Raw genomic sequence first — 25,111 nt, 5'->3', positions numbered from 1 at the left:
CACCGGTCACGGACGAGAGCCACACGATCACGACGGGTCGAGCGGTCGGTGAGGCTCGGTGAGCGGTCCCGACCAGGTCGTATGCCGAGACGCCCGCCCGTCAGCGGGCTGCGGTCCGGCGCGAGGACCGGTCGAGGCGCACGTCCTCGGGGGTGTGCAGCCGCACCATCGTGCGAGAGGTGCCGCGCGGGATGCTGCCCGGCGTGAGCAGCGACACGACCACGGCGACGAGGAAGGCGGCGGGGGCGGTCCAGGCGGCGGGGGCCGCGGTGAGCGCACCGGCCCAGCCCTCCGTGACCCGGCCGGTGAGGCTGAGCAGCGAGGCCGTGGCCGCGAGGACGGCGCCCACGCCGATGGAGGCGAGGGTGCCGGCGCGCGACAGGCGTGGCCACCAGACGCCGAGCACCAGCAGCGGCGCGAAGGTCGAGGCGGTGAGGGCGAAGACCAGGCCCACGAGGGTGCCGACGCCGACGTGCGGGAGCAGGTGGGCGACGGCGAGGGGGACGAGCACGGCGACGACCACGGACAGGCGGAAGCTGTGCAGCCGGTCGGCGTCGCCGCCGGTGGCGCGCAGGAGGGCGGGCCCGACCAGGTCCTGGTCCACGACGCCGGCCACCGCCACGACCAGGCCGCTCGCGGTGGACAGGAAGGCGACGAAGGCGCCGGCCGCGATGAGGGTGGTGAGGGTGTCGCCGACGCCGCCCGGGATGGCGCTGGTGGGGAGCCGCAGCATGACGGTGTCGGTGGAGGCGCCGGCCGGCAGGGACGGGACGTAGACGCGCCCGAGGATCCCGTAGATCGGGAGGGCGAGGTAGAACGCGGCGATGAGGCCGATCACCGTGACGGTCGTCCGCCTGGCGGCGCGGCCGTCGCGGATCGTGTAGTAGCGCACGACGACGTGGGGCAGGGCCATCGTCCCGAGCGCCTGCCCCAGCAGGGTCGACCAGACGGTGTAGAGGGGGTGGGCCTGTCCGGCATACCCGCTGAGCGGCTCGGACCAGGACTCGAGCTGGTCGGGCGGCAGGGCCGGGCCGGGGGAGCCTGACCTGACCCACACGACGACCAGGACCAGGGCGGGGAGCCACAGCGCGGCGAGCTTCATCCAGTAGTGCCAGGACTGCACCAGGGTGATCGTGCGCATGCCGCCCGCGCTGACCACGGTGAGGACCACGGTGCCGACGAGGACCCCGCCGAGCCAGGCCGGGGCACCGGTGAGGAAGCGCAGGGTCAGGTCGGCGGCCTGCAGCTGCACGAGGAGGTAGACCCAGCCGATGGCCACGACCAGCAGGGACACCACGCGGCGCACGCGGCGGCTCTCGAGGCGGTCCTCGGCGAAGTCGGGGAGCGTGTAGGCCCCCGAGCGGCGCAGCGGAGCCGCGATGAGCACGAGCAGCATGAGATAGCCGACCGTGTAGCCGACGGGCAGCCACAGCCGGTCGGCGCCGTCGGACCACATGAGCCCGGCGAGGCCGAGGAAGCTCGCGGCGGAGAGGTACTCGCCGGTGATGGCGGCGGCGTTGCGGCGCGGCGAGATGGCGCGCGAGGCGACGTAGAAGTCGCTCGTGGTGCGGCTGGAGCGTGCCCCCAGCAGGCCGAGCCCGAGCGTCAGGAGACAGACCGTCGCCACGGCGACGATGCCGTATGCCGGCTGCAGGGCCGCCGTCATGGCGCGCCGCCGGTCGGCCCGCTGCCGTCACGGTCCGGGAGGTCGTCACCGGCGACGGTGCGGGCGAAGTCGCGCTCGACCCGCTCGACGGCGCGGGCGTAGGCCCGGCCGAGCAGCCACAGGGCGGGATAGATCACGACGCCGACCAGCAGCCAGGCCACCGTCACGCCGGGTCCGAGCCGCAGGCCCGCCGCTCCCGGGACGAGGGCGAAGGCCAGGGGCAGCCCGACGAGCAGCGTGGCGAGGGACCCCAGGGCGGCGGCGACCAGGCGGCGCAGCCCCCGCAGGTAGGTCCGCATGTAGACCTGCCCGAGGCCGGTGTCCTCGTCGATCTCCCGGGTGCTGGGACGGACCGCGGCGCTGCGGCGGGCCGCGTCGCGTCGGGGCGAGGTGATGCGCACCCGCGGCGGTGTCGGGCTGGTCACGCCGTCGGGCTCTCCCGTCGGCGGGCCTCGCCCGGCCGGCCGAGGCGGTCGCGCAGGGCGCGGGTGTGGCGGCGCGAGACCTGCAGCTCGAGGGAGCCGAGCAGGACCGAGCAGTGGCCCTTGTCGGTGCGGACCTGCGTGACGTGGCGCAGCGACACGAGCGTGCTGCGGTGGATCCGGGCGAATCCCGCCGAGGACCAGCGCTCCTCGAGGGTGGACAGCGGGATGCGCACGAGGTGGTTGCTGTCCCGCGTGTGCAGCCGGGTGTAGTCGCCCTGCGCCTGCGCGTAGATCACGGCGGACCGCTTGACGAAGGTGGTGATGCCGGCGAGCTCGACCGGGATGACCTCGTCGTCGTCCTGGCGCTGCGTCGGGGCGGACTGGGGTGCGGGAGCGGGGCGGGCCGCGACGACCCGGCGGACGGCCTCCGCCAGGCGCTCCTCGCGGACGGGCTTGAGGACGTAGTCGATCGCGTCGACCTCGAAGGCGTCGACGGCGTGCTGGTCGTGGGCGGTCACGAAGACGAAGGACGGCGGCTCGTCCTGGGCGGCCGCCGCGCGGGCCACGTCGAGCCCGTCGAGGCCGGGCATGCTGATGTCGCAGAAGACGACGTCCACGTCGTTCTGGGCCAGGATCGCGAGGGCCTCGGCGCCGCTGCCGGCCAGGTGGATCCGCCCGAGGCGGGGATCCTCGCCGAGCAGGTAGGCAAGCTCGTCCCGCGCCGGCGGCTCGTCGTCGACGACGAGCGCGGCGAGGCGAGGTCCGGTCACGTCTGCGTGGTGCTCCGCCATGGTGCCCCCTATTGTCCCGCATGGACGCCGGGAGCCCACTTGGGGACGGTGAAGGTCACCCGGGTGCCCGCCCCTGGCGCGGTTTCGACCACGACGCCGTGGGCGTCGCCATACACCTGCCGCAGGCGGGCGTCCACGTTGCCCAGGCCCACGTTGTCGCCGTCGTGCTCGCCCGACAGCACCGAGCGGACCCGCTCGGGGTCGGACCCGGCACCGTCGTCCTCGACGCTGACCTGGGTGACCGTGCCGAGGTCCCGCGCGGTGATGCGGATCGTGCCGTCGCCGACCTTGCGCTCGAGGCCGTGACGGACGGCGTTCTCGACGAGCGGCTGGACCGAGAGGTACGGCACGGCGTTGCCGAGCACCTCCGGGGCGATGTCCAGGTCGATCTTGAGCCGAGGACCGAAGCGGGCCTGCTCGAGGGCGAGGTAGCGCTCGATGTTGACCAGCTCCTCCTCGAGCGTGGTGAAGGCGCCGCCGCTGCGGAAGGAGTAGCGCGTGAAGTCCGCGAACTCCAGCAGCAGCTCGCGGGCCCGCACGGGGTCGGTCCGGACGAAGCTCGCGATGGCGGCGAGGGAGTTGTAGACGAAGTGCGGGGAGATCTGCGCCCGCAGGGCCAGCAGCTCGGCCTCCATCGTGCGCGTGCGCTGGCGGCTGAGCTCGGCGAGCTCGACGTTGGTCGAGACCCAGCTCGCGACCTCGCGCGTGGCCCTGGTCAGGCCGTAGCCCACGTCCGGGGCGTAGGCCACGAGCGCGCCGATGACGGTCTCGTCGCTGACGATCGGCGCCGCCACCGCGGAGCGGATCGGGCAGTCCTCGTCGACGCACACGAGGCCGCGCACCACCTCGAGGTCACCGGTCGCGAGGACCTGCTCGACCAGGTCGACGGCACCCGCCGCGTGACGCTCACCGGTGCCCTCCCAGACGAGCAGCGCCTGCGTGTCGAGGATCGCGAGGGCCGGCACGCCGAGCAGGGCACGCAGGTGCCGCGCGGCCTTGGCGCTGCCCTCGGGCGTCAGGCCGTCCTTGAGGTGGGGAGCCGCGAGCCCGGCGGTGTGGAGGGCGTCATACGTCGCCTCCTCGACGGGGGAGGAGAAGGTGCGCCGCACGCGGACCACCCGCAGCGCGAGCCACGCGGCCAGGACCAGCAGGGCCGCGAGGACGGCGATCAGCGCGACGGAGCTGCGCGCGGGCCCTTCGAGCATGGACCGATCGTAGGGCGTGAGTCCCTAGGCTGACCCCGTGAGCTCCCCCGTCGCCGCCTCCGTCGAGCCCCTGCTGCGCCTGCCGGGGGTGACCGACGCCGTCGCCGCCGCCCGCGAGGCCTGCACGCAGCTGCGCTGGCACCAGGCGCTGCGCCGCCGCATCCCCGAGGCCGCCGCCGAGTCGCGGGTGCGAGGTGCCAGGGAGACGGCCTTCCTCGACGGGATCCAGTTCCCCGTCGAGACGGTCCGTGACCTGAGTCGTGGAGCGCTGTCCTGGCGCGACGACCCCCTCCCGGACGAGCAGGTGCTGCGGGGGGCGGTGCAGGTGACGGCCGAGGCCGAGCACCTGCGTGCCGTGCTGTCTGCGGCGCCGCGACAGGTCGTGGCGCGTCTGCACACGGCGGCCGCGACCCCGTTGCGCGTCGAGGCGGCGGCGCTCGGGCGTCCTCGGGGCCCGGAGGCGGTGTGCGCGGAGCTCGTCGAGCTGGGGGAGCCGGTCGCGGCCGAGCGGGTCGCCGCCAGGCTGGACGGGATCGTGGAGCTGCTGCGCGCCGTGGGGCCGGTGCCCGCCGGCGTGGTGGGGGCTCTCGTGCACGCGGAGATGGCGGTGGTGCGTCCGTTCGAGCGCGGCAACGGGCTGGTGGCGCGGGCCCTGGAGCGCGTGGTCGTGCAGGCCGGCGGGCTCGACCCGACCGGCGTCGCGGTGCCCGAGGCCGGTCACCGGTCCCTCGGGCAGACGGCGTATGTCGGAGCGCTCGCCGCCTATGCCACGGGGACGCAGGACGGGGTGCGGCTGTGGCTGCTGCACTGCTGCGAGGCGATGGTCGCGGCGGCGGCCGAGGGCACGCGGGTCGCCGACGCCGTGCTCGCCGGCCGCACCGCGTGATCCCGCCGGTGCGGTCAGGCGGTCGCGCCGAGGCCGCCATCCAGGGGCTGTGCGCTCACCCGATCGAGGTAGTCCTCTCGGCCCCCTCGTGCGTCGTCGCGCACTAGTCATGTCGCGCCCGTGAGTCACCTTTATCGATGTAACGCATCGCTGAGTGCGCCAGAATAGGCCGAACGGGTGACTTTGGGCGCCCGGGGTGGGTAGTGACTAGTCATTTGTCCGAGTCCGTCGCATCATGGAGTTACGCGCTCCCTTCGGGTCGAGCGCAGTGCATGGGCTCTTCCCCCCCAGAGCCTATGCACGGCGACCCCCGTCACCCCCCCCGACGGGGGTCGCCCCATGTCCGCACCCAGGTGCCCGCCCCCTCGCTCACGGGTCACTTCCCGACACCTCGGGGGGAGCCGCCCCCGCCGAGCGGTCACTTCTTGACGCGGTTGTCCACAGCCCGTCGCGTTCCGGCGATGCCTGTCCACAGGCGGGCGCTGGGGCTCGCACCGTGGCGGGGTGGGCGGTCAGCCTGGCCGCATGACGATCTCGATCGGGGTGCAGGGCGCGAGCGGAGGCGTGGGTGCCAGCTCGTTGGTGGCGGCTCTCGGCCTGCGGGCCGCGCAGTCGGGGCGCAGCGTGGTCTGCGTCGACCACCGCAGCGCGGGTGGCGGGCTGGACGTGGTGCTGGGGGTGGAGCAGGCCGCCGGGCTGCGCTGGCCCGACCTGCACCGGGCTCGTGGCTCCCTCGACGGTGCCGAGCTCGTGCCGGCGCTGCCGATGGCCCGTGGCGTAGGGGTGGTGGCGTGCGACCGCCGGCATCCGCACGAGATACCCCCGGCCGCGGTCGACGCGCTGCGCCGTGGCCTGGACGGGTGCGTCGACGTCGTGGTGCACGACCTTCCCCCCACCGTGGCACCGGGTTGGCCCGCGGTGGTGCGGGGTCACGACCTGGTGGCGCTGCTGGTCGGTGGGGGAGCGACGCAGCTGGCGGCCGGGGCAGCGGTCACCCTGCTGCTGCGCGAGGCCTCCGCCTCGGGCATCGGCGTCGTGGCCCGCACAGGCGGCCAGGACGAGGCCGCCTGCGTCGCCGACCTCCTGCGCCTGCCGCTGCTCGGCGTCCTCCGCAGCGACCGCAGCGCCGAGGGATGCCTGGCCCGCGGGGTGGTGCCCGGGAGCGCCCGCGGTCCCTTGCGAGACCTGGCCGACGAGGTGCTGCTGGCCGCCGTCCTCGAGGAGCGTGCGGCATGAGCCTGCCGCCAGGAGCGTGGGCCGACATCGAGCACGGCGTCGGCCCCGACCTTGGTCGTGTGCGTGAGGCGGTGGCCGGGGACCGGGTGGTGCTGGGCTCCCAGGGGGTGCGTGACGAGCTGGGCCGGGTGCTGCGGGACACCTTGGGCGCCGGGCCTCTGGAGGGGCTGCTCCGCGAGCCCGGCGTGACGGACGTGCTGGTCAACGGCCCGCGCGAGGTGTGGGTCGACCGGGGGACCGGCCTCGAGCGGGTGCTGCTCGACCTCGGTGACGACCGGGCCGTGCGGGCGCTCGCCACCCGGCTCGCCGGGCTGGTGGGCCGGCGGCTCGACGAGGCCAGCCCGTGGGTGGACGCCGTCCTGCCCTCCGGGGTGCGCCTGCACGCCGTCGTCGGTGCCATCACCCCCGGCGGCACCCACCTGTCCCTGCGCGTGCCGCGCCCCGAGGCGTGGACGCTCGACGACCTGGAGGCCCGGGGCGCGGTCGAGCCGTGGATCGCCCGGGCCCTGCGGGGAGTCGTGGCCCACCGGGTCGCGCACCTCGTCACCGGTGGGACCGGCACGGGCAAGACCACGCTGCTCGCGGCGATGCTCTCGCTGGTCCCCGACCACGAGCGCATCGTGCTCGTGGAGGATGCCTGCGAGCTCACGCCGCGGCACCCCCACGTGGTCCGGCTGCAAGCCCGTCACCCCAACGTCGAGGGGGTCGGTGGCATCGACCTGACCACGCTCGTCCGGCAGGCGCTGCGCATGCGCCCGGACCGGCTCGTCGTGGGCGAGGTCCGCGGCGGCGAGGTGCGCGAGCTCCTCACCGCGCTCAACACCGGCCACGAGGGCGGCTGCGGCACCGTGCACGCCAACTCGGCCGCCGACGTGGTCTCCCGGCTGGAGGCCCTCGGCGCCCTGGCCGCCATGCCGCCGTCTGCCGTGTGGGCGCAGGCGCGCAGCGGCCTGCGGGTGGTGATCCACCTGACCCGACCCCTCGGGGTGCGGCACGTGGGGGAGATCGCGGTCCTGTCCCCGGACGGCGACGGCCGCCCCGTCGTGCTCCCCGCCCTCACCCACGACGGCGAGGGCGGGGTGCGGCCAGGCCCCGGGCTGGCCCTCCTCACCGACGTCGTCCCGGAGGCGCGGCCGTGATCCCCGTGCACGCCGTGATCCCCGCGCACGCCGTCATCCCCGTGGACACCTGGGCCCCCGCGATCGGCTCGATCCCTCTGATCGCCTCGACCCCCAACGCTCCTGCAGCTGCCGTGCCGTCCCCGACGTCCTTGCCGTCCCTGCCGCCCCTGGCGCCAGGGCCCGAGGCGTCGGTCCTGGTCGGGATCCTCGCTGCCCTGGCCCTGCTGCTGTGGACCTGGCCCCGGCGCTCGACGTGGGCGGACACCGACTCCACCGCACCGGGCTCGACGCCCGGCGGCCCCGAGGGCGTCCTTGCGTCCGTCCGCGAGCGGTTGCGAGGAACGGGCTCCACCCACACATCCCGGGAGCACGAGACGGAGCGGCTGGCCGTCGCCGAGGCGCTCGCGGCCGCCCTCGGGGCGGGTCTCGACGTCCGATCGGCCCACGAGATCGTCACCCACGCGGCCGACCATCCCGCTCGCGTGGCGCTGCGGCCCGGTGCCGACGAGGAGGCGCACGAGGCGTGGTTGCGCTGCGCGGGGGGTGGCCGGGTGGCCCATGCCGTCGGCCATGCCCTGCAGGTCTCGATCGAGGTGGGTGCGCCAGTGCGCGGCGCGGTCGGCGCCGCCCTCGACTCCAGCCGCCAGCAGCTGGCGCAGGACGGCGCGGTGGGTGGCGCCGTGGCGGGTGCCCGCGCCACCGGTCGACTGCTCAGCGCCCTGCCGGTCGCGGGGCCCCTGGCGGTGCTCGGCCTGGGGCTGGACGCGGGCGCGGTCTACGGCTCGCCGGCCGCGCTGGCGTGCACGGTCGCCGGGGTCGCGCTCACGGTGGCGGGCCACCGTTGGGTCTCTCGTCAGGTGGCGACGGCCCAGCGCGAGACGGTCGTCTCGTGAGCCCCTCGGCGCTGGGGTCCGCCGTCGGCCTGCTCGTGGCCCTGGCCGTCCTCCTCCTGCCCCACCGCCGGGGCGAGGAGCCCGACCCGCGGCGGACGGAGGTGGGCACGTCCATGCCCGCGGCATCCAGTGGACCCGCGTCGGCAGGGTCGAGCGCACTCACCACTGCTGGGTCGAGCCCCCTCACGTCGGTCGAGGGAGATCGACCGACGTCGGCAGACGCAAGCCGGCCCATGCTGGTCGGCCAGGTCGCCGAGAGCGCAGACCTCCTGGCGGTGGCACTCTCGGGCGGGTGCGGCCTGCTGGCCGCTCTCGACGTCGTGGCGTCCGTCGTCGGCGGGCGGGCCGGGCACGAGCTGCGGGTGGTGGCGGCGGCGGTCCGCTGGGGAGTGCCCCCGTCCGAGGCCTGGCGGCTCGTGTCGCCCGGCTGGCGCGACGTGGCGGCGGCCTTCGTGGTGGCCGAGCGTGCGGGTGTGCCTCCCTCGGGCCTGCTCGGAGAGGCGGCTCGGGCGATGCGTCATGCGGAGGCTCAGGCGGCCGGCGAGCGGGCCGGGGTGCTCTCGGCGCGGCTCGCGCTGCCGCTGGGCCTGACCTTCCTGCCGGGCTTCGTGCTGACGACGATCGTGCCGGTCGTCCTCGGGATGGCCTCCACCCTCACGCGCTGAGCTCAGCGGTCCGAAGGCAGCCGGTTGACCCGCCGCGCGGCCTTGTCCACCGCGGCCGAGTGGTCGGCGCGACGTACGGCGTCCTCCACGGACCCTCCCGGCGGGCACACCGCCACGCCCAACGAGGCCGACACCGGGTGGCCGACGCGGAGCGTGGCGCGCTCCATCAGGGCGCGTGCTGTCACCGCGAAGTCCGGCAGGAGATAGCCCGTCGACACGGTGAACAGCACCCCGAACTCGTCGCCGCCCAGCCGCGCCACCATCGCGTCGCTCGGCGCGATGTCGGTGAGGACGTGCCCGATCTCCTGGATCAGCACGTCCCCGGCGTCGTGCCCGAGCGTGTCGTTGGTGAGCTTGAGGTGGTCCACGTCGGCGACGATGACGATCGCGGACCGGCGCTCGGGACGGGACACGTCCACCGCGGCGATGGTGACCGCCTCGTCCCAGGCCCGGCGGTTGTGCAGCCCGGTCAGGGGGTCGAGCTGCGCCTGCTCCCGCACCTCGGTGTAGGCCGTCCGGATCTGCTCGGCCTGCTTGCGGTGGGCCTCCCGGTCGGCCTGCATCAGCCGGATCAGGACGATCGGCGTGGCGAGGAGGAGGTAGGCCCAGGGTCGGTCCTGCGCCGTCGCCACGATGCAGAAACCGATGGGGGCCAGGAGGGCGTCCACGGAGAAGGTCCACAGCAGCGGTCTGGCCATCTGGCGGGGAGGGACGCCCTGCACCGCTCCACGGACCAGCGCAGTGCCCCCATCGACGACGATCTGCGCGACGAGCGCGAGCACGAGGATCGCGAGTGGAGCGGTCGTGTCGTTCCGCGTTCCGAAGAACGTCAGGACGGCCACCGGGCCGAGACAATGGATGGCATTACCGATCCGGAGGAGGTACGAGTGAATCGGGAAGCGGAGATCCTCGCTCGTGTGGCTACCGATCAGGACTCCGATCAGCACGATGCTCGGAGCCCATCCCCACGGCAGGGCAAAGACCATCGCGACCATCACGGGCTCGGTGGCCACGAACGCGCCGGTGGCTGCTGGGAACTCGGTCCTGAATCCCAGGACGTACACCGCCACGAGGAAGGCGGCAAGGGCGTACGAGTGCCAGGAGGCGGAACCTGCCAGGGTCAGGAAGTAGCAGCAGCCGCCGACCACGACGAGCGACAGACCCCAGGCGCTCGCCCGGTCCCAGCGGGAGGGCGCGGACACGAGCAGCTCCGCTCGGAGCTCGTCCGCCCCGGGGGAGTCCAGGACGCTCGCCCCAGGGACGTCATCGTCCTTGCGATCCCTCCCGTTGGTGGTCACGAGTCACATCACGGGGTGTTGTACCGCCACGGGTCGACCATCACGTCGTCGACCTGGAAGGTGCCTCCCGAGGCCCGCAGCGTGATCGAGGTCTGCTGCACGCCGGTCCAGTCGGTCCAGTCCGGCACGACCATCGTGGGGGAGAGCTTCCACCCGGGGGTGGACCCGTCGAGCCGGTAGGTCGTCGTGTACGAGCTGCGGAGCCAGAGGTTGCTGGTCGAGGTGATGCGCACCACGAGGGTCGACCCGGGGACGCCGGGCGACCGGTAGAACAGCCGAGCCCGGTCGTGGTCGCTCGCCGTGCAGAAACGGGCCGAGGTGGCCGAGCCGTAGGACCCGAGGGCCAGGGACCCGCCGCCGGCGGACATCACGTCCTGCGGGCTCGAGGAGTTCACGACGGTCACGGGCCCGCTGGTCGACCAGGCGTTGGTGCCCTCGGTGAAGCTGCCGTTCTGGACGAGGTAGTACCACCCGGCGTCCCCGACGTCGACCAGCGGCTGCTGGACGGGCTGCTGGGGGCAGGACTGCGTGCCGAAGAAGGACGACGAGCTCTGGGTGGGGGTGTCCGAGTCGGCAGCAGGGGCGGCCGCGTGAGCTGCGGGGACGGCGCCTGCGGCGATGCCGAGGGACAACGCGGCAGGGGTCAACCAACGACGCATCGTGCACTCCAAGGTGAAGGCGGGTTCTGCGTTGATGCGTGCCCGCGACGTCTCCGGTTGTGACACTTTGTGGCGATTTGCGCACGCCGTGGCGCTATTCACCCGCATTCAGCGGACGAAGACCCTGATTCCGCTGGGAGAACCCTGACCCCGGACACCCGGGGCGCCGGGTGGGAAGTCCAGTCCCACGGACCCGCGCTCCGAACGGCGCGCCTCCTTGTCCAGCCGGGACGCCTCGTCCGCCTCGATCAGGGTCTGACCGACAAGCCCTCCGGGACCGCAGCTGGCCTGGCCCAACGAGGCGGAGAGCCGCACGGGGAGGTCCGAGCGGTGGGCCAGCATGGCCTCGCGCACCTGCCCCACCAGGTCGACCTGGCCGCGTCGAGCCGGAGAGAGGACCAGGACCGCGAACTCGTCACCGCCCAGTCGCGCGACGGTGGCGTCGGACGGGACGCACTCGCGCAGGACCTGCGCGAAGTCGCGGATGAGCGCGTCGCCCAGCTCGTGGCCGTAGATGTCGTTGGCGACCTTGAGCCGGTCGAGGTCGGCGCACAGGACGGTGGCGACGAGGGGCCTGGCGGTGTCGGTCAGCCGTGCCTGGGCATCGGTGACGGCGTGCGTCCAGCCGCGTCGGTTGGCGACGCCGGTGAGGATGTCCCGGCGTGCTGCCGCGCTGGCTGCGGCATACGCGTCGTGCATCGCGATCGACTGGGCCAGGTAGGTCTCCCGGTCGCTGGCGAGGAAGCGCACGAGCAGGATCGGCACCGCCACGAGCGCGAGTGCGATCGGGTGGTACGGCTGCACGGCCATGACCAGGGCCCACCCGAGGACGGCCAGGGGGACGTCGACCTTCCACGTCCACAGCAGCGGCCTGACCATCTCCCGCAGGGGGGTGCCGTGCCACCGGTCCGCGAGGTAGGCCGACAGCCCGTCCAGCAGCAGCTGGGCCAGGACCGCCGCCACGAGGACGACGGGCGTGGGGTCGACCATCCCCTGGGCGTCGCGGGTGCCCCACAGGACCGCCACGGGCGCCAGGACGTGCAGCGCGTTGCCGGCCTCGAGGAGCAGGGCCCGCGGGCGCCGTCGGCCGTCGAGCCAGCCACCGAGGAGCACCGCCACCAGGACGGTCAGGGCGACCCCGGGCAGCGGCGCGGCGAGCAGCAGGCCCATGAGCACCGGCTGCGTGGGCACCGAGCCGCCCACCGAGGACTCGAACGGTGACCGGAAGGCGAACAGGTAGAGGACGCCGAGGCCGAGGCCCACCAGGACGCAGCGAAGGCTCGGCGGCGTGTAGCCGATCGTCGCCACGAGCACCGCCGCGACGATCGCCAGCACGCCGGGCAGGGCCGACAGGACGCGGGCTCCCCAGGGCGTGCTCCGCCACCGGTCGTCGTAGCAGCTCTGGTCGTGGTGGCCGGCTGGCAGGTCCATCACCTGCGGCGGGTGCGACGACGTCCCCGCCACGTCGTCGTGCCGGGGATCGAGCTGCCTGCTGGTCAGCCGCTCCGAGATCGCCATGGGTCGATGAGGACGTCGTCGACGAGGACGGTCCGCACGGAGTCGAAGGGAGTGGTGTTGACGAACGCGATGGAGATCTGCTGCACCTTGGTGGTGGCGTGGTTGGGCACGCTCACGACGGGGGACAGCTGCCAGCCGGCGCGGGACGTGTCGAGGGTGGTGCCGTAGGTATAGGTCCCGGTGTCCGCGCGGACCGTGGTCCGCACCAGCAGCCGGCTGCCCAGCTGTCCCGTGCCCTTGTAGAAGAAGCGGAAGGAGTCCTCGCCCTCGCCCACGCACAGCTCGGCGGTGCGTGCCGAGTCGCCGGGCCAGAGCCGCAGGGAGCCGGTCAGGGCCGCGCGGTTGACGTACCACGGCTCGTTCTCCAGAGCCAGGCTGAACATGCCGTTCCACCCTGCGCCCCACCGGTTGAAGCCACCGTTGGGGACGGGGAAGTACTCGTTGGGGTCGCCGAAGCGCGACAGCATGGGTGAGGTGGTGCGCGCCGGGCAGCCCGCGACGGCATACGTGCTGTCGGTCTCGGACGCCTGGGCGGAGGAGGCGCCCGCGAGCCCACCCGCGATGGCGGCGAGCACCGCGATGAACCTGTGCACGAGCACTCCTGAAGGACGGTACGCAGCGGAATCGACACGCTGCGTGATGGCTTGCCCCTATCTCAGCAGCCAGGCGCGGTTCGAGACCCCCCTTGGCGGCGGAGGCAACCCCAATGGAGAGCGGAAATACCCCGGAGGGGCCAAGTAGTCCACAGGCACGTGTGCGGACAGTGACCGGTCGCGACCAAAGGTCAGCGACGCCGTCACGGTGCGCGATGTGCGCGCTGCCTGTGCGCGAGCCGACGGTCGTGCGGCGGCGGTGTCGGGGAGGATGGAGACGCCCCAGCAGGCCACCGCACCGGAGGAACTCACCGTGAGCGTCCAGCCCCCGCACGTCCTCGTCCTGCCCACCGAGGGCGTCGCCGACCACGTGGCGACCCAGCTGCGCGAGGAGGGCTTCGACCCGGTGGAGGTCGGCGGCGGCCCCGACGGCTGGACCGTCCGCATCACCGACTCACGGCTCCCGGACGCCGACGGCGGTGGCGCCGTCGAGGGTCTGAAGACGCGGTTCCGGGCTCTCGCCGAGCAGCACCAGGGCACCTACATCGAGTCCTAGGCGGCCGATCCGGTCGGCGTCGGGTGGCCCCGGCGCCCCGGAACCCGCCTCTGAAGCCCTTCTGTCCACAGGTCGTCGCGTCCCGGGCTCGGCCGTCCACAGTCACGCCGACAGACCAGCGCGGCGGACCTCCTTCTCCTGACGATGGACACGTCCACGCAGCGAGAGCAGGAGGAGAGCAGCCATGGTCAGGTCCTTGGTGAGGTGCACGGGTCAGGTCCGGGGATGGTTCCGCGGACGCTGGCAGCAGGTCAGGACGGACGGTCGCCACGAGGCGGGCATGACGACGGCGGAGTATGCCGTGGGCACGATCGCGGCTGCGGCCTTCGCGGCGGTCCTGATCGCGATCGTCCGCTCCGACGCGGTGCGGTCGGCGCTGACGTCGATCATCACCACCGCACTGTCGACGACCGGCTGACCCGTGGTCACGACGGAGCTCGCCGTCGGGACCCTCTCGGTGGCCCTGTGCCTGGCGATCGGTCTGCACGCGGTGGCGCTGGGCATCGACGAGGTGCGGTGTGTCGACGCGGCGCACGTGGCGGCGCGGTCCGCGGCCCGGGGTGACGGTGACGAGGTGGTCCTGGGTCTGGCCCGGCGACTGGCCCCGCCCGGGAGCTCCGTGGGATCCGCTGTCGGGGCAGGGCTTGTGACGGTGCGGGTCAGGGCCCCTGGGCGTGGTCTGGCGCGCCTGCTGCCCGGTGTCCCGGCCCCGTCGGCCGAGGCGACCGTGCCGGTCGAGGTGGGTGCCGGGGAGGAGGGTGCCGGAGCGCATGGCGGCGCCGACGTCGGTCGGTGACGTGGCGCGGCGGCGGTGAGGACCGCGGTGCGAGGGAGGTGGCACGGTGCGGCGGTGGTGAGGACCACGGTGTGAGGGCGGTGACGAGAGCGGCGGTGGTGAGGCTGGGGCTGACGGCGGTGGTGCTCCGTCGTGAGGGTCGGTCCTCCGAGCGCGGGTCCGGCTCGGTGCTCGTGCTGGCGGTGTGCCTGGTGGTCCTGCTGGTCGCGATGGGCGCCCTGTCGGTGTCGGGCGTGGTGCTGGCCGGCCATCGTGCGCGCGCCGCGGCGGACCTCGCGGCGTTGACCGGTGCGGCCCGGGTGCGCGACGGCCTGCCTAGTGAGGCATGCGCCGCGGCCGGGCAGGTGGCCCGGGCCAACGGGGCCACGCTGGACGGCTGCCGGGTGGCCGGTGAGGTGGTGGAGCTGCGGGCTCGGGTGGCCGTGCCGGGCCGGCTCGGCGCGGCGAGGGCCGACGCCCGGGCCGGGCCGGGACAGCACGAGGCCCCGCCCTAGGTGGGCGGGGCCTCGCGCGCCGGCGCGTGCTGGTCGCGGGGTGAGCCGCGCGGCCGGCTCAGCGGCGGGTGTCGTCCCAGCTGGTCGCGCCGTCGGCCCGGTCGTTGCGGGCGGCGCCGCCGTCACGGAGGTCCCGCGTGTCGCGGACGGTGTCGGTGCCACGGGCGTCGCGGACGTCGTCGTGACGGGCCGTGCCGGTGCGCGGGTCCGCGCTCGTGTCGCGGCGGGTCTCGTCGCGGCGCCCGCGATCGGCCTGACCGATGCGCTCGCTCTGGCGCTGCTCGCGACGCAGCTCCTTGAGCTCACGGCGCTTGCGGGCGCTGCGCTTGGCGCCGAGGGACATGAGCCACAGGCCCAGGGCCAGGGCGATGGCGGACAGGACGCCGATGAAGAAGATCAGCGTGGGGGACAGGCTGACGGAGTTGCCGAGCAGGTCCCAGCTGATCTTGGCGCCCGACGTGGGCAGTCCGTAGACCGCGAGGACCCCCGCCGCGAGGGCGGCGAGGACGAGAAGGAGACCGAGGACGACCATGGTGATGCTCCTGACGATGGGGGGCCGGGGCGGGTGGTGCCAGGCCGGAGGTCTGGACCGTTGGTGGTGCACGGCGAGGATTCGTGCAGCAGGCTACGCGACCTCGGGTGCCGTGCGGGAGTATTCAGGTCAGCTCTGTCGACGTCCGGTGGTGGCTCAGCGTCGTCACGACCCCCGACAGCAGACGCCTGGCGGCGCCCTTGTCGAGCGGTTCGTTGCCGTTGCCGCACTTGGGGGACTGCACGCACGACGGGCAGCCCGCCGGGCAGGCGCACGCCGTGATGGCGTCGAGCGTCGCCGAGAGCCAGGCCTCGGCGCGGTCGTAGCCCCGCTCGGCGAACCCGGCCCCGCCGGGGTGCCCGTCGTAGACCAGGATCGTCGGCAGCCCGGTGTCAGGGTGCAGCGCGGTCGAGACGCCACCCACGTCCCAGCGGTCCGCGGTGGCGACGAGGGGCAGCATGCCGATCGCGGCGTGCTCTGCGGCGTGCGTCGCCCCGGGGATCATCAGCGCCTCGACCCCCAGCCCGGCGAGCCACTCCTCCGTCATCGTCCACCACACCCCGCGGGTGCGCAGCACGGACTCGGGCAGGTCCAGCGGGTGCTCGCCGAGCACCTCCCCGGAGGGCAGCCGCCGCAGGAAGGACGTGACCCGGGAGCGCACCGCGACGCTGCCGAAGCACAGCCGCAGGTCGTCGCCCAGGTCGACGTGGCGGTCCTCGGAGAGCAGGTCGAAGGCCGAGTCGGACCGCGCCGTGGTGGTCCAGCCGGGATCGCCCTGGACGACCAGGGCGCAGGACTGGTCCAGGTCCAGCTCGGTCACCACGTGGGGGCGGCCCTGGTGGAGGTAGACCGCGCCCGCGTGCACCTGGCGCTGGGCGGCGGAGTGGTCCACCGTCCCGAGGACGGCTCCCGAGCGGCGCTCGACGATCGAGACGACGGGCTCGCCGGAGCCGCGCAGAGACACGTGGTCGTGAGCGCGGTCGGGCCTGGCCCAGTACCACCCGCCGTTGGGACGGCGGCGCAGGACACCGCGCCGCGTGAGGGTGTCGAGCAGCCCGGGCATCGTGGGCCCGAAGGTCGCGACGTCGTCCAGGGTGATCGGCAGCTCGGCCGCGGCCGCCGCCAGGTGGGGGGCGAGGACGTAGGGGTTGTCCGGGTCCACCACGGTCGCCTCGAGGGACCGGTCGAAGATCGCCTCGGGATGCGTGACCAGGTAGGTGTCGAGGGGGTCGTCGTCGGCGACGTAGACCGCCAGCGCCTCGCGCCCCGAGCGCCCAGCCCGCCCGGCCTGCTGCCACAGCGACGCGAACGTCCCGGGCCACCCGCACAGCAGCACGGCGTCCAGGCCGGAGACGTCGATGCCCAGCTCGAGGGCGTTCGTGGCGGCGAGCCCCATGATGCTGCGGTCCCGCAGGGCGCGCTCGAGCTCACGTCGCTCCTCGGGCAGGTAGCCGCCGCGGTAGGCCGCGACCCGCCCGTCGCGCCCGTGGCGCATCGACCGGGTCGCCTCGGCGAGGACCTCCACCCCCTTGCGAGAGCGGGCGAACGCGACGGTCTGGGTGCCGTCGTCCACCAGCCGAGCCAGCAGGTCCGCGCTCTCGGACAAGGCCGAGCGTCGCGAGACCGCCGACCCGTCGCTCGGGCCCTCCGGGGGCACCGCGGCGCCGTGCTCGTCCAGCAGCGGCGGCTCCCACAACGCGAAGGACATCGGCGCGCGCGGCGAGCCGTCCTCGGTGACGGCGACGCAGGGCAGGCCGGTGAGGCGGCCCGCGTGCGCGGCCGGGTCCGCGACCGTGGCGGAGGCCAGCACGAACGTGGGGTCGGCGCCATACCGGGCCGCCACGCGCCGCAACCGGCGCAGGACCGCGGACAGGTGGGCCCCGAACACCCCGCGGTAGATGTGGCACTCGTCCACCACGACGTAGCGCAGCGCGCGCAGGAAGGGCGCCCAGCGCTCGTGCCTGGGCAGCAGGGAGTGGTGCAGCAGGTCGGGATTGGTGAGGACGTAGGCCGCGTGCTCGCGGATCCAGCGTCGCTCGTCGGCCGGGGTGTCCCCGTCATAGGTCGCGGCCCGCAGCCCCGGGAGACCCAGCGCGGTCAGGCGGGCGAGCTGGTCGGCGGCCAGCGCCTTGGTGGGCGACAGGTAGAGGGCGGTCGCCCCGCGCCCCGACGGCGCCTCGGTGCCGTCCAGCACGGCGGTGAGCGCGGGCAGCAGGTATCCCAGCGACTTGCCGGACGCCGTCCCCGTCGCGAGGACGGTGTGCTGCCCGACGCGGGCGTGCTCGGCCGCCTCGGCCTGGTGGCTCCACAGGCGGTCGACCCCGGCCCCCTGCCAGGCTGCGGCCACGGCCGGGTGGACCCAGGAGGGCCAGTCCGCGGTGCGCGCCGCCCGCTCCGGCAGCACCTCGACGTGGCGCAGCCGCTCGACCCGGCCGGCCCGCGTCAGGCGGTCGAGGCTGGTGCGCGGGTCGAAGCCGCGCGGCGGAGCGCTGGGCGCGCTGGTGGCGGAGGAGGGCATCGGCACAACGGTACGCGGGGGAGGACGTCCGAATGACGAACATCGTCACGCGCCGCGTATCAACGGTCGCGCCCCGGGTATGCCGCGGGCAACGAGGACGTGCGGCCAGCGCCGCGTCGTCTGCGGTCGAAGCCACGGCCGCCTCCGGCCCCCGCTCCGGCGGGCGACATTCCCCCGGGCCCCTGGCCTGGTCAAGGAGGACCGATGACCGTTCACCTCACCCCCACCGTGGTTCGCGACCGGGTCACCATCCGCATCACCGGCGAGCTCGACCTCGTGCAGGCCCCCCGGCTGCACGAGGCCATCGACACGGTCGTCACCGCCGGCGCGCGTCAGGTCGTCCTGGACCTGACCGATCTCGCCTTCATCGACTCCAGCGCCGTCGACACGATCGTGACCTGCCTGCGCCTCATGCGCCCCCTCGGCTGCGACCTCGGGGTCGTCGCCACCCGCGACGCCATCGTGCGGCCGTTCACCACCACCGGCACCGACCAGGTCGTCCGGCTGGTCGCCAGTGCAGCCGAGCTCGGCGAGGTCTGCGAGCTCGCCGCCGCCCGCGACCGGCGCCGCGCCGGGGCCCGCACGGCCGCAGCGCCGCGCACCAAGGCGTCCTGAGCCGGCACCACCGCGCGACTCCATCCCCGGCCCCCGGTCATCGCTGCACCCACGCCGTCGGGACCGCCATAGGGTGGCGGCCATGACGGACCTCCGACCCGAGCCGGCGCTGGTGGCCGCCCTGCGCGCGGACCTGCAGGACCTCGACTACTCCGTCGACCGCGTGGGCGTGGCCCTCGGTCCGGTCGCGTCGGCGGCCCTGCACCGGGAGCAGCCGCTCCCCGCCCTGCGCGTCACCGCGGCCGACGACGACCCCGTGGCACTGCTCGTCCGCGCCTTCACCCTCGGCCGGCCGGTGCCCGCGGCCCGCCTGGACCAGGCGCTGCCCCGCACGCGGGTCGAGGGGCTCCTCGAGCTCGGTCTGGCACACCGGGCGGGGGACCAGGTGCAGGCCACCGTCGACCTGCGGCCCTACGGCGACGAGAGCCACACCTGGTGGGTGGTCTCCGACCTCGGCGAGCTCGCCCTCGGGCACGCCCTGCCCACCGACCACGTCCTCGGGATCGGCGGCGCCTCGACCACCCTCGCCTCGTGGACGCCTCGCCGCCCGGCGGCCCGCGCCCTCGACCTCGGCACCGGGTGTGGGATCCAGGCGCTGCACCTCGCCGACCACTGCGGCGAGGTCGTGGCGACCGACCTCGCCGAGCGCGCCCTCGTGGTCGCCCGCTTCAACGCGGCCCTCAACGACCAGGAGTGGGACGTGCGCGGCGGCGACCTGCTCGAGCCGGTGGCGGGCGAGACCTTCGACCTCGTCGTCTCCAACCCGCCGTTCGTCATCACCCCGCGGGTCGCCGGCGTCCCGACCTACGAGTATCGCGACGCGGGGGCCGAGGGCGACCAGGTCGTCGAGCGGCTGGTCCGCGGCCTGCACGACCACCTCAACCCAGGGGGTCTCGCGGTGTTCCTCGGCAACTGGGAGATCCCCGTCCGCGCGACCTGGCGCGACCGCTGGGGCGGCTGGCTGGACGGCACCGGTCTGGACGCCTGGGTCGTGCAGCGCGAGGTCCAGGACCCCGCCGAGTACGCCGAGCTGTGGGTGCGCGACGGGGGCACCAGCGGCGGGCCCGAGTTCGAGCACCTCTACGCCGCCTGGCTCGACGACTTCGCGTCACGGGACGTCAGGCAGATCGGCTTCGGCGTCGTCGTGCTGCAGCGTCCGGTCTCTGACCGGCCGGCCTTCCGCGACCTGGTCGAGGTGCCGGGCCCGGTCTCCTCGCCCATGGGCCCGGTGATCGACGCGGGTATGGCGGCGCGCACCTGGCTCGCCGAGCACGACGACGCCGCGGTGCTGGGCACGGCCTGGCGGCTGGCCGACGACGTGACGGAGGAGAGGTTCGGCCGGCCCGGCGATGTCGACCCGGCGATCATCCGGGTCCGTCAGGGTGGCGGGCTCGGGGTGATGCGCACGGCCGGCACGGCGCTCGCGGCATACCTCTCCGTCGCCGACGGCACCCTCACGGCCTGCCAGGCGCTCGTCGCGATCGCGGCCCTGCTCGAGCGCGAGGTCGACGAGGTCGTCGCGGAGACGCTGCCTGTGGTGCGCGACCTGGTCAAGGACGGCCTGCTCGTGCAGACCCGCCGGGACGAGCCGGTATGCCGTCCGCCCGCCGCCTCCGCTACGGTGACCCGGACGGCGCCCCGACCTGCTAGCGACGACGAATCCGTCGCACGGGGCCGGTCAGACAGGTAGGGAAGAGACACGTGGCAACCAGCACCGGGCGCAAGCTCGTCATCGTCGAGTCCCCCGGAAAGGTCAAGTCCATCCAGGGCTACCTCGGGGACGACTACGTCGTGGAGGCCTCCATCGGCCACATCCGCGACCTGCCCAACCCCCGTGAGCTCCCCGCCGACCTCAAGAAGGGCCCCTTCGGCAAGTTCGCCGTCGACGTCGACAACGGCTTCGAGGCCTACTACGTCGTCGACGCGGACAAGAAGAAGAAGGTCACCGAGCTGCGGCGCCTGCTCAAGGACGCCCCCGAGCTCTACCTCGCCACGGACGAGGACCGCGAGGGCGAGGCCATCGCGTGGCACCTGCACGAGGTGCTGAAGCCCAAGGTCCCGGTCAAGCGGATGGTCTTTAACGAGATCACCAAGGAGGCGATCCAGCGGGCCGTCTCCACCACCCGCGACATCGACCAGGACCTGGTCGACGCGCAGGAGACGCGACGGATCCTCGACCGGCTCTACGGCTACGAGGTGTCGCCGGTGCTGTGGCGCAAGGTCCGTCAGGGCCTGTCCGCCGGGCGCGTGCAGTCCGTCGCGACGCGCATGGTCGTCGAGCGGGAGCGGCTGCGGATGGCCTTCCGCAGGGCGAGCTTCTGGGACGTCGAGGGTGACTTCGCTCCCGAGGGCGGCGGTCAGGCGTTCACCGCCCGCCTGACCGAGGTGGCGGGCCGGCGCGTGGCCCAGGGTCGCGACTTCGCCGACGACGGCACCCTCACCGCCAAGAACGTCGTGCGCCTCGACGAGGAGACCGCCCGCACCATCGCGACCTCGGTCATGGCGATCGACGTCATGGTCACCGACGTCGCCGAGAAGCCCTACACCCGGCGCCCGTCGGCCCCCTTCATCACCTCCACCCTCCAGCAGGAGGCGAGCCGCAAGCTGCGCATGAGCAGCAAGAACGCCATGCGCGTGGCCCAGCGCCTCTACGAGGGCGGCTACATCACCTACATGCGCACCGACTCGACGACGCTGTCGGAGCAGGCGCTGACCGCGGCCCGCCAGCAGGCCCGTGACCTCTACGGCGCGGAGTACGTCCCCGACAGCCCCCGCCGCTACGAGAAGAAGTCCAAGAACGCCCAGGAGGCCCACGAGGCGATCCGCCCCGCCGGCGACCGCTTCCGCACGCCCGCGCAGGTCGCCGGGCAGCTGCGAGGCGAGGAGTTCGCGCTCTACGAGCTGATCTGGAAGCGCACGGTCGCCTCGCAGATGGCCGACGCGCGGGGCTCCACCGCCACCGTCCAGCTGGGCGGCGAGCTCGCCGACGGACGCCGCGTGACCTTCGCCGCCAGCGGCACGGTGATCACGTTCCGGGGCTTCCTCGCGGCATACGAGGAGGGCCGGGACGAGGAGGAGGCCGCCGCCCGCGCGGCCGCCGACGAGGAGCGTCGCCTGCCCAAGCTGTCGGTGGGCGTCGCCCTGGACACGCTGCGCTCGGAGGCCGAGGGGCACGAGACCAAGCCGCCGGCGCGCTACACCGAGGCGACGCTGGTCAAGGCCCTCGAGGAGAAGGGCATCGGTCGTCCGTCGACCTATGCCGCGACCGTCGGCACCATCCAGGACCGCGGCTACGTCCGCACCCGCGGGTCGGCGCTGATCCCGACCTGGCTGGCGTTCGCGGTGACGCGCCTGCTCGAGGAGCACTTCACCGAGCTCGTCGACTACGACTTCACCGCCGACATGGAGGAGAGCCTCGACCAGATCTCCCGCGGCGACCTGGGCCGGGTCCAGTGGCTGCGCCGCTTCTACTTCGGCGACGAGACGCGCGACATCGAGGGCCTGTCCGAGCTCGTCGAGGACCTCGGCGAGATCGACGCCCGCGCGATCTCGACCATCCCCCTCGGCGACGGGATGGTCGTCCGCGTGGGTCGATACGGGCCGTATGTCGAGGAGGTCCTCCCCTCCGGCGTCGACCCGGTCACCGGCGAGGTGGTCGACGGTGCCGAGGTCCCTGCCACACCCCGGCGAGCCACCATCACCGACGACCTCGCCCCGGACGAGATGACCCCCGACAAGGCGCGCGAGCTGCTCGAGCTGGCCTCCGACGACGGGCGCGAGCTGGGGCAGGACCCCGAGTCGGGGCGCGCGATCGTGGCCCGGTCGGGGCGCTACGGCCCCTATGTCACCGAGGTGCTCTCCGACGAGGAGGCCGAGCTCAAGGGCAAGGCCAAGATCAAGCCGCGGACCGCCTCGCTGTTCAAGGACATGGACCTCGGCACGATCGAGCTCGACGCCGCCCTGCGGCTGCTGTCCCTGCCCCGCGTGGTCGGCACCGACGCGGAGGGCGTCGAGATCACCGCGCAGAACGGCCGCTACGGTCCGTACCTCAAGAAGGGCACCGACTCACGCTCGCTCGAGACCGAGCAGCAGCTCTTCGACATCACCCTGGACGAGGCGCTCGCGATCTATGCCCAGCCCAAGCAGCGCGGCCGTGGCGCGGCCAAGCCACCGCTGAAGGAGCTCGGCGAGGACCCCGTGTCCGGCAAGGCCGTGGTCGTCAAGGACGGTCGCTTCGGCGCCTACGTCACCGACGGCGAGACCAACGCGACCCTGCGCAAGGACGACGACATCGAGACCCTCACGCCTGAGCGGGGGTTCGAGCTGTTGGCCGAGAAGCGCGCCAAGGGCCCGACGACCCGCAAGCGCGCCGCCAAGAAGGCACCGGCCAAGAAGCCGGCGAAGAAGGCACCCGCCAAGAAGGCGGCCGCGAAGTCCACCACGGCCAAGAAGGCGGCGCCGCGGGCCGAGTGACCGCGCCGGACGTCCGCGGGGCGATGACCGCCCCCGGACGTCCGCGCGTCGGGCGACCGTCCGAGGCGACCGTCCGAGGCGACCGTCCGCGGCGCCGGTCCGCGATGTCCCGGGCTGCCCCGTGACCTAGGGTTGCTCGGATGAAGCCCCGAGCCCCCCTCGGCCCCCTCGCCGTCGCGGCGACCCTCGCCCTGAGCCTCGCCGCATGCGGTGGCGGGACCACGACGTCAGCGACCTCCACGACCTTGGCCGGCACGTCCACGACCACCCAGGGCGTGACCCCTACCTCCGACCCGTCCTCCCCGACGTCCAGCGCCGCCACCAGCTCGGCGTCGGCCGCGACGAGCACCCCGACCGCCCCCACGTCGGCAGGTTCGTCCACCGCGACCTCCACCCGGGCCACCACCAGCGGCGGCGGGATCGCGCCCGCCCCCACCGCGACGGTCGGGACGACGGAGTTCTGCTCGACGCTGCGGAGCGCCGACTACCGGCCCACCGACCTGACCACGCTGCCGACGGGCTCGGTGCAGGACACCGTGGGTGAGGTGGTGGAGCGTCAGGAGCGGCTGGCCTCCGTGCTGACCCCTGCCGAGCTGACGGCCGACTGGCAGACGACCACGGGGGCGTTCGACGCCATCGCCCAGCGCGTCAGCGACTCCGGCAAGGACGCCGCGGTCGCGGGCATCGTCGAGACCGAGCTGGCGAGGGTGGCCCCCGCCCGCGAGCGCGTGCTCGAGGCCGCTGCCGCCTGCCGCTGATCGGTCGGGCCGCCCGAGACCGGTGCAGGTCCGGTGTCAGATCTGACCAGCAACCTGCACCGATCCCGGCCCTGATCCCGGCCCTGATCCCAGCGCCGCGTCCAGGTCGGCGACCAGGTCGCGCACGTCCTCCAGCCCCACCGACAGGCGCAGCACGTCCGCGTGCGGCCGGGCCTCGGCGGCGACCGGCCGGTGCGTGAGCGACGCCGGGTGCTGGATCAGGCTGTCGACCCCGCCGAGCGAGACGGCGTGGGTGATGAGGCGGGTGCGCGAGACGGCGGCCGCAGCGGCGTCATACCCACCGCGCACGGCGAACGCGACCATCGCCCCTGGCCCGGCCAGCTGCCGACCGAGCAGCCCCAGCGGGTCCTGGCCCGGCAGCCCGGGGTAGTGCACGCGTTCCACGGCCGGGTGCCCGGCCAGGTGCTCGGCGATGACCTGCGCGGACTCCTGCTGAGCACGCACCCGCACCGGCAGGGTCTGCAGCCCGCGATGGAGCAGGTATGCCGACAGCGGGTGCACCAGGCCCCCCGTGAGCGCGCGCACCGAGCGCAGGCGGCGGGCCCAGTCCGGCGTCGTCGCGACCATGCCGGCGATGACGTCGCCGTGGCCGCCGAGGTACTTCGTGGCGGAGTGCATGACGAGGGTCGCTCCGTGGCGGCGGGGCTGCTGCAGCACGGGGGTGGCGAAGGTGTTGTCGACGAGCACGGGCACCCCGCCCGCCTGGCGCACGACGTCCTCGAGGTCCAGGAGCTCGAGGGTGGGGTTGGCGGGGGTCTCGACGAGGACGAGTCCGGTCTCGGAGGTGATGGCGTCGCCGATCGTGCCGGCGTCGGCCCAGGTGACGGTCGTGCCGAGCAGCCCGTGGTCGAGCAGGTGGTCGGTCCCGCCGTAGAGCGGGCGGACGGCCACGACGTGCGGCGTCCCCGCGCTGACCGCGGCGAGCAGGCAGGCGGCCAGGGCGGCCATGCCGCTCGCGAACGCCACGGCCTCCTCGCACCCCTCGAGCGCGGCGACGGCCTCCTCGGCACGGGCGACCGTGGGGTTCCACAGCCGTTGGTAGACGAGGGTGTCGCCCGGCCCGGGACGCCCGCCGGTCGCGAGGTTCTCGTAGCTCGCGCCACCGGCGTCGACGTCGGGGACCGGGTTGGTCGTCGAGAGGTCGATCGGGGGCACGTGCACCCCCAACCCGGTCAGGTCCTCCCGGCCTCCGTGGACCGCGAGGGTGTCGGGTCGGCCGGCTCGGTCGGCTGGGTCAGCATCGGGTCGGGTGTGCGGGGTGGGCATGGTGGTCCTCCTGGACTGCGTCGTTGCAGCGGGCCCGTTCGTGGCGGGCCGCTCCTCCAGGGTATGCCGGGCCGCACGCTCACCGGCGCTGGGGCGTCCGAGGCGGCGATCCTCCGGTCATCGGCT

The 25,111-nt window shown here is 74.1% G+C and carries 24 protein-coding genes; 13 read left to right on the top strand and 11 right to left on the bottom strand.

Going from position 1 to position 25,111, the window contains the following annotated elements; translation table 11 throughout:
* Positions 1–100 precede the first annotated feature (100 nt).
* From B4E97_RS11510 to B4E97_RS11495, 4 genes are read right to left on the bottom strand one after another with little or no spacing between them, the layout of a single operon-like run.
* Positions 101–1,666: a cation acetate symporter gene (locus B4E97_RS11510; RefSeq protein ID WP_286959949.1), complete on the bottom strand. Its 1,566-nt coding sequence runs from the start codon at positions 1,664–1,666 to the stop codon at positions 101–103.
* Complete coding sequence (locus B4E97_RS11505) at positions 1,663–2,091, bottom strand: hypothetical protein (protein ID WP_286959947.1); 429 nt, start codon at positions 2,089–2,091, stop codon at positions 1,663–1,665. The genes B4E97_RS11510 and B4E97_RS11505 overlap by 4 nt, the downstream gene beginning before the upstream one ends.
* The gene (locus B4E97_RS11500; protein ID WP_051274209.1) at positions 2,088–2,882 is read right to left on the bottom strand and encodes a LytR/AlgR family response regulator transcription factor; all 795 of its coding nucleotides are present in this window, start codon (positions 2,880–2,882) and stop codon (positions 2,088–2,090) included. Before B4E97_RS11500 ends, B4E97_RS11505 begins: the two co-directional genes overlap by 4 nt.
* Before the next feature lie 8 nt (positions 2,883–2,890).
* Positions 2,891–4,087, bottom strand: coding sequence for a histidine kinase (locus tag B4E97_RS11495; RefSeq protein WP_286959946.1), 1,197 nt, complete (start codon positions 4,085–4,087; stop codon positions 2,891–2,893).
* A 37-nt stretch (positions 4,088–4,124) separates the two neighbouring features.
* Between B4E97_RS11495 and B4E97_RS11490 the strand changes: the two genes are divergently transcribed.
* The 5 genes from B4E97_RS11490 to B4E97_RS11470 all read left to right on the top strand — a co-directional run bounded on the left by B4E97_RS11490 (position 4,125) and on the right by B4E97_RS11470 (position 8,888).
* Positions 4,125–4,973, top strand: coding sequence for a hypothetical protein (locus tag B4E97_RS11490; RefSeq protein ID WP_286959945.1), 849 nt, complete (start codon positions 4,125–4,127; stop codon positions 4,971–4,973).
* A 525-nt stretch (positions 4,974–5,498) separates the two neighbouring features.
* Positions 5,499–6,209, top strand: a complete 711-nt coding sequence (locus B4E97_RS11485) for a hypothetical protein (RefSeq protein ID WP_029212762.1) — start codon at positions 5,499–5,501, stop codon at positions 6,207–6,209.
* Positions 6,206–7,348 carry a TadA family conjugal transfer-associated ATPase gene (locus B4E97_RS11480; protein ID WP_239262269.1) on the top strand — a complete coding sequence of 381 codons (1,143 nt, stop codon included), beginning with the start codon at positions 6,206–6,208 and terminating at the stop codon, positions 7,346–7,348. Before B4E97_RS11485 ends, B4E97_RS11480 begins: the two co-directional genes overlap by 4 nt.
* Positions 7,345–8,223 (top strand): hypothetical protein, encoded by an 879-nt coding sequence (locus B4E97_RS11475; protein ID WP_239262267.1) that lies wholly within the window; start codon positions 7,345–7,347, stop codon positions 8,221–8,223. The genes B4E97_RS11480 and B4E97_RS11475 overlap by 4 nt, the downstream gene beginning before the upstream one ends.
* Before the next feature lie 233 nt (positions 8,224–8,456).
* The gene (locus B4E97_RS11470) at positions 8,457–8,888 is read left to right on the top strand and encodes a type II secretion system F family protein (RefSeq protein WP_239262265.1); all 432 of its coding nucleotides are present in this window, start codon (positions 8,457–8,459) and stop codon (positions 8,886–8,888) included.
* 2 nt (positions 8,889–8,890) lie between these two features.
* Here the strand turns inward: B4E97_RS11470 and B4E97_RS11465 are convergent, their stop codons facing one another.
* The 4 genes from B4E97_RS11465 to B4E97_RS11450 form a co-directional block, all read right to left on the bottom strand.
* Positions 8,891–10,186 (bottom strand): GGDEF domain-containing protein, encoded by a 1,296-nt coding sequence (locus B4E97_RS11465; RefSeq protein ID WP_286959944.1) that lies wholly within the window; start codon positions 10,184–10,186, stop codon positions 8,891–8,893.
* A gap of 8 nt (positions 10,187–10,194) precedes the next feature.
* Complete coding sequence (locus B4E97_RS11460) at positions 10,195–10,845, bottom strand: hypothetical protein (protein ID WP_286959943.1); 651 nt, start codon at positions 10,843–10,845, stop codon at positions 10,195–10,197.
* 108 nt (positions 10,846–10,953) lie between these two features.
* Positions 10,954–12,363, bottom strand: coding sequence for a GGDEF domain-containing protein (locus B4E97_RS11455; protein WP_286959942.1), 1,410 nt, complete (start codon positions 12,361–12,363; stop codon positions 10,954–10,956).
* Positions 12,342–12,956, bottom strand: a complete 615-nt coding sequence (locus B4E97_RS11450; RefSeq protein WP_286959941.1) for a hypothetical protein — start codon at positions 12,954–12,956, stop codon at positions 12,342–12,344. Before B4E97_RS11450 ends, B4E97_RS11455 begins: the two co-directional genes overlap by 22 nt.
* Positions 12,957–13,269: 313 nt before the next feature.
* On the opposite strand from B4E97_RS11450, the gene B4E97_RS11445 reads away from it, so the two are divergent.
* The 4 genes from B4E97_RS11445 (at position 13,270) to B4E97_RS11430 (ending at position 14,802) form a co-directional block, all read left to right on the top strand.
* Positions 13,270–13,512 carry a hypothetical protein gene (locus B4E97_RS11445; RefSeq protein ID WP_286959940.1) on the top strand — a complete coding sequence of 81 codons (243 nt, stop codon included), beginning with the start codon at positions 13,270–13,272 and terminating at the stop codon, positions 13,510–13,512.
* A gap of 184 nt (positions 13,513–13,696) precedes the next feature.
* The gene (locus tag B4E97_RS19160; protein WP_414632797.1) at positions 13,697–13,930 is read left to right on the top strand and encodes a DUF4244 domain-containing protein; all 234 of its coding nucleotides are present in this window, start codon (positions 13,697–13,699) and stop codon (positions 13,928–13,930) included.
* 3 nt (positions 13,931–13,933) lie between these two features.
* Positions 13,934–14,308 carry a TadE family type IV pilus minor pilin gene (locus tag B4E97_RS11435; protein WP_286959939.1) on the top strand — a complete coding sequence of 125 codons (375 nt, stop codon included), beginning with the start codon at positions 13,934–13,936 and terminating at the stop codon, positions 14,306–14,308.
* A gap of 95 nt (positions 14,309–14,403) precedes the next feature.
* Positions 14,404–14,802, top strand: coding sequence for an Rv3654c family TadE-like protein (locus B4E97_RS11430; protein ID WP_286959938.1), 399 nt, complete (start codon positions 14,404–14,406; stop codon positions 14,800–14,802).
* 58 nt (positions 14,803–14,860) lie between these two features.
* Here B4E97_RS11430 and B4E97_RS11425 read toward each other — a convergent pair whose 3' ends face one another.
* Both B4E97_RS11425 and B4E97_RS11420 read right to left on the bottom strand, forming a co-directional pair.
* Positions 14,861–15,334: a LapA family protein gene (locus B4E97_RS11425; protein ID WP_019286532.1), complete on the bottom strand. Its 474-nt coding sequence runs from the start codon at positions 15,332–15,334 to the stop codon at positions 14,861–14,863.
* Positions 15,335–15,458: 124 nt separating this feature from the next.
* Positions 15,459–17,852, bottom strand: a complete 2,394-nt coding sequence (locus B4E97_RS11420; protein ID WP_286959937.1) for a DEAD/DEAH box helicase — start codon at positions 17,850–17,852, stop codon at positions 15,459–15,461.
* Between the two features lie 204 nt (positions 17,853–18,056).
* On the opposite strand from B4E97_RS11420, the gene B4E97_RS11415 reads away from it, so the two are divergent.
* The 4 genes from B4E97_RS11415 to B4E97_RS11400 all read left to right on the top strand — a co-directional run bounded on the left by B4E97_RS11415 (position 18,057) and on the right by B4E97_RS11400 (position 23,698).
* Positions 18,057–18,467 (top strand): STAS domain-containing protein, encoded by a 411-nt coding sequence (locus B4E97_RS11415; protein ID WP_029212695.1) that lies wholly within the window; start codon positions 18,057–18,059, stop codon positions 18,465–18,467.
* An 82-nt stretch (positions 18,468–18,549) separates the two neighbouring features.
* Positions 18,550–20,157, top strand: a complete 1,608-nt coding sequence (locus B4E97_RS11410) for a class I SAM-dependent methyltransferase (RefSeq protein WP_286959935.1) — start codon at positions 18,550–18,552, stop codon at positions 20,155–20,157.
* Positions 20,158–20,168: 11 nt separating this feature from the next.
* Positions 20,169–22,940, top strand: a complete 2,772-nt coding sequence (gene topA, locus B4E97_RS11405; RefSeq protein ID WP_286955470.1) for a type I DNA topoisomerase — start codon at positions 20,169–20,171, stop codon at positions 22,938–22,940.
* Between the two features lie 140 nt (positions 22,941–23,080).
* Positions 23,081–23,698 (top strand): hypothetical protein, encoded by a 618-nt coding sequence (locus B4E97_RS11400; protein ID WP_029212698.1) that lies wholly within the window; start codon positions 23,081–23,083, stop codon positions 23,696–23,698.
* A 36-nt stretch (positions 23,699–23,734) separates the two neighbouring features.
* On the opposite strand, the gene B4E97_RS11395 is transcribed toward B4E97_RS11400, so the two are convergent.
* A complete protein-coding gene (locus tag B4E97_RS11395) occupies positions 23,735–24,985 on the bottom strand; it encodes a trans-sulfuration enzyme family protein (protein ID WP_286959934.1) in 1,251 nt (416 codons plus the stop codon).
* Between the last annotated feature and the right edge of the window lie 126 nt (positions 24,986–25,111).

The sequence above is a fragment of the Arsenicicoccus sp. UBA7492 genome, from assembly GCF_002479615.1.
Taxonomy (GTDB): domain Bacteria; phylum Actinomycetota; class Actinomycetes; order Actinomycetales; family Dermatophilaceae; genus Arsenicicoccus; species Arsenicicoccus bolidensis.
The sequence above is the reverse complement of the archived record's forward strand: the minus strand, read 5'-3'. Positions and strand labels throughout refer to the sequence as shown.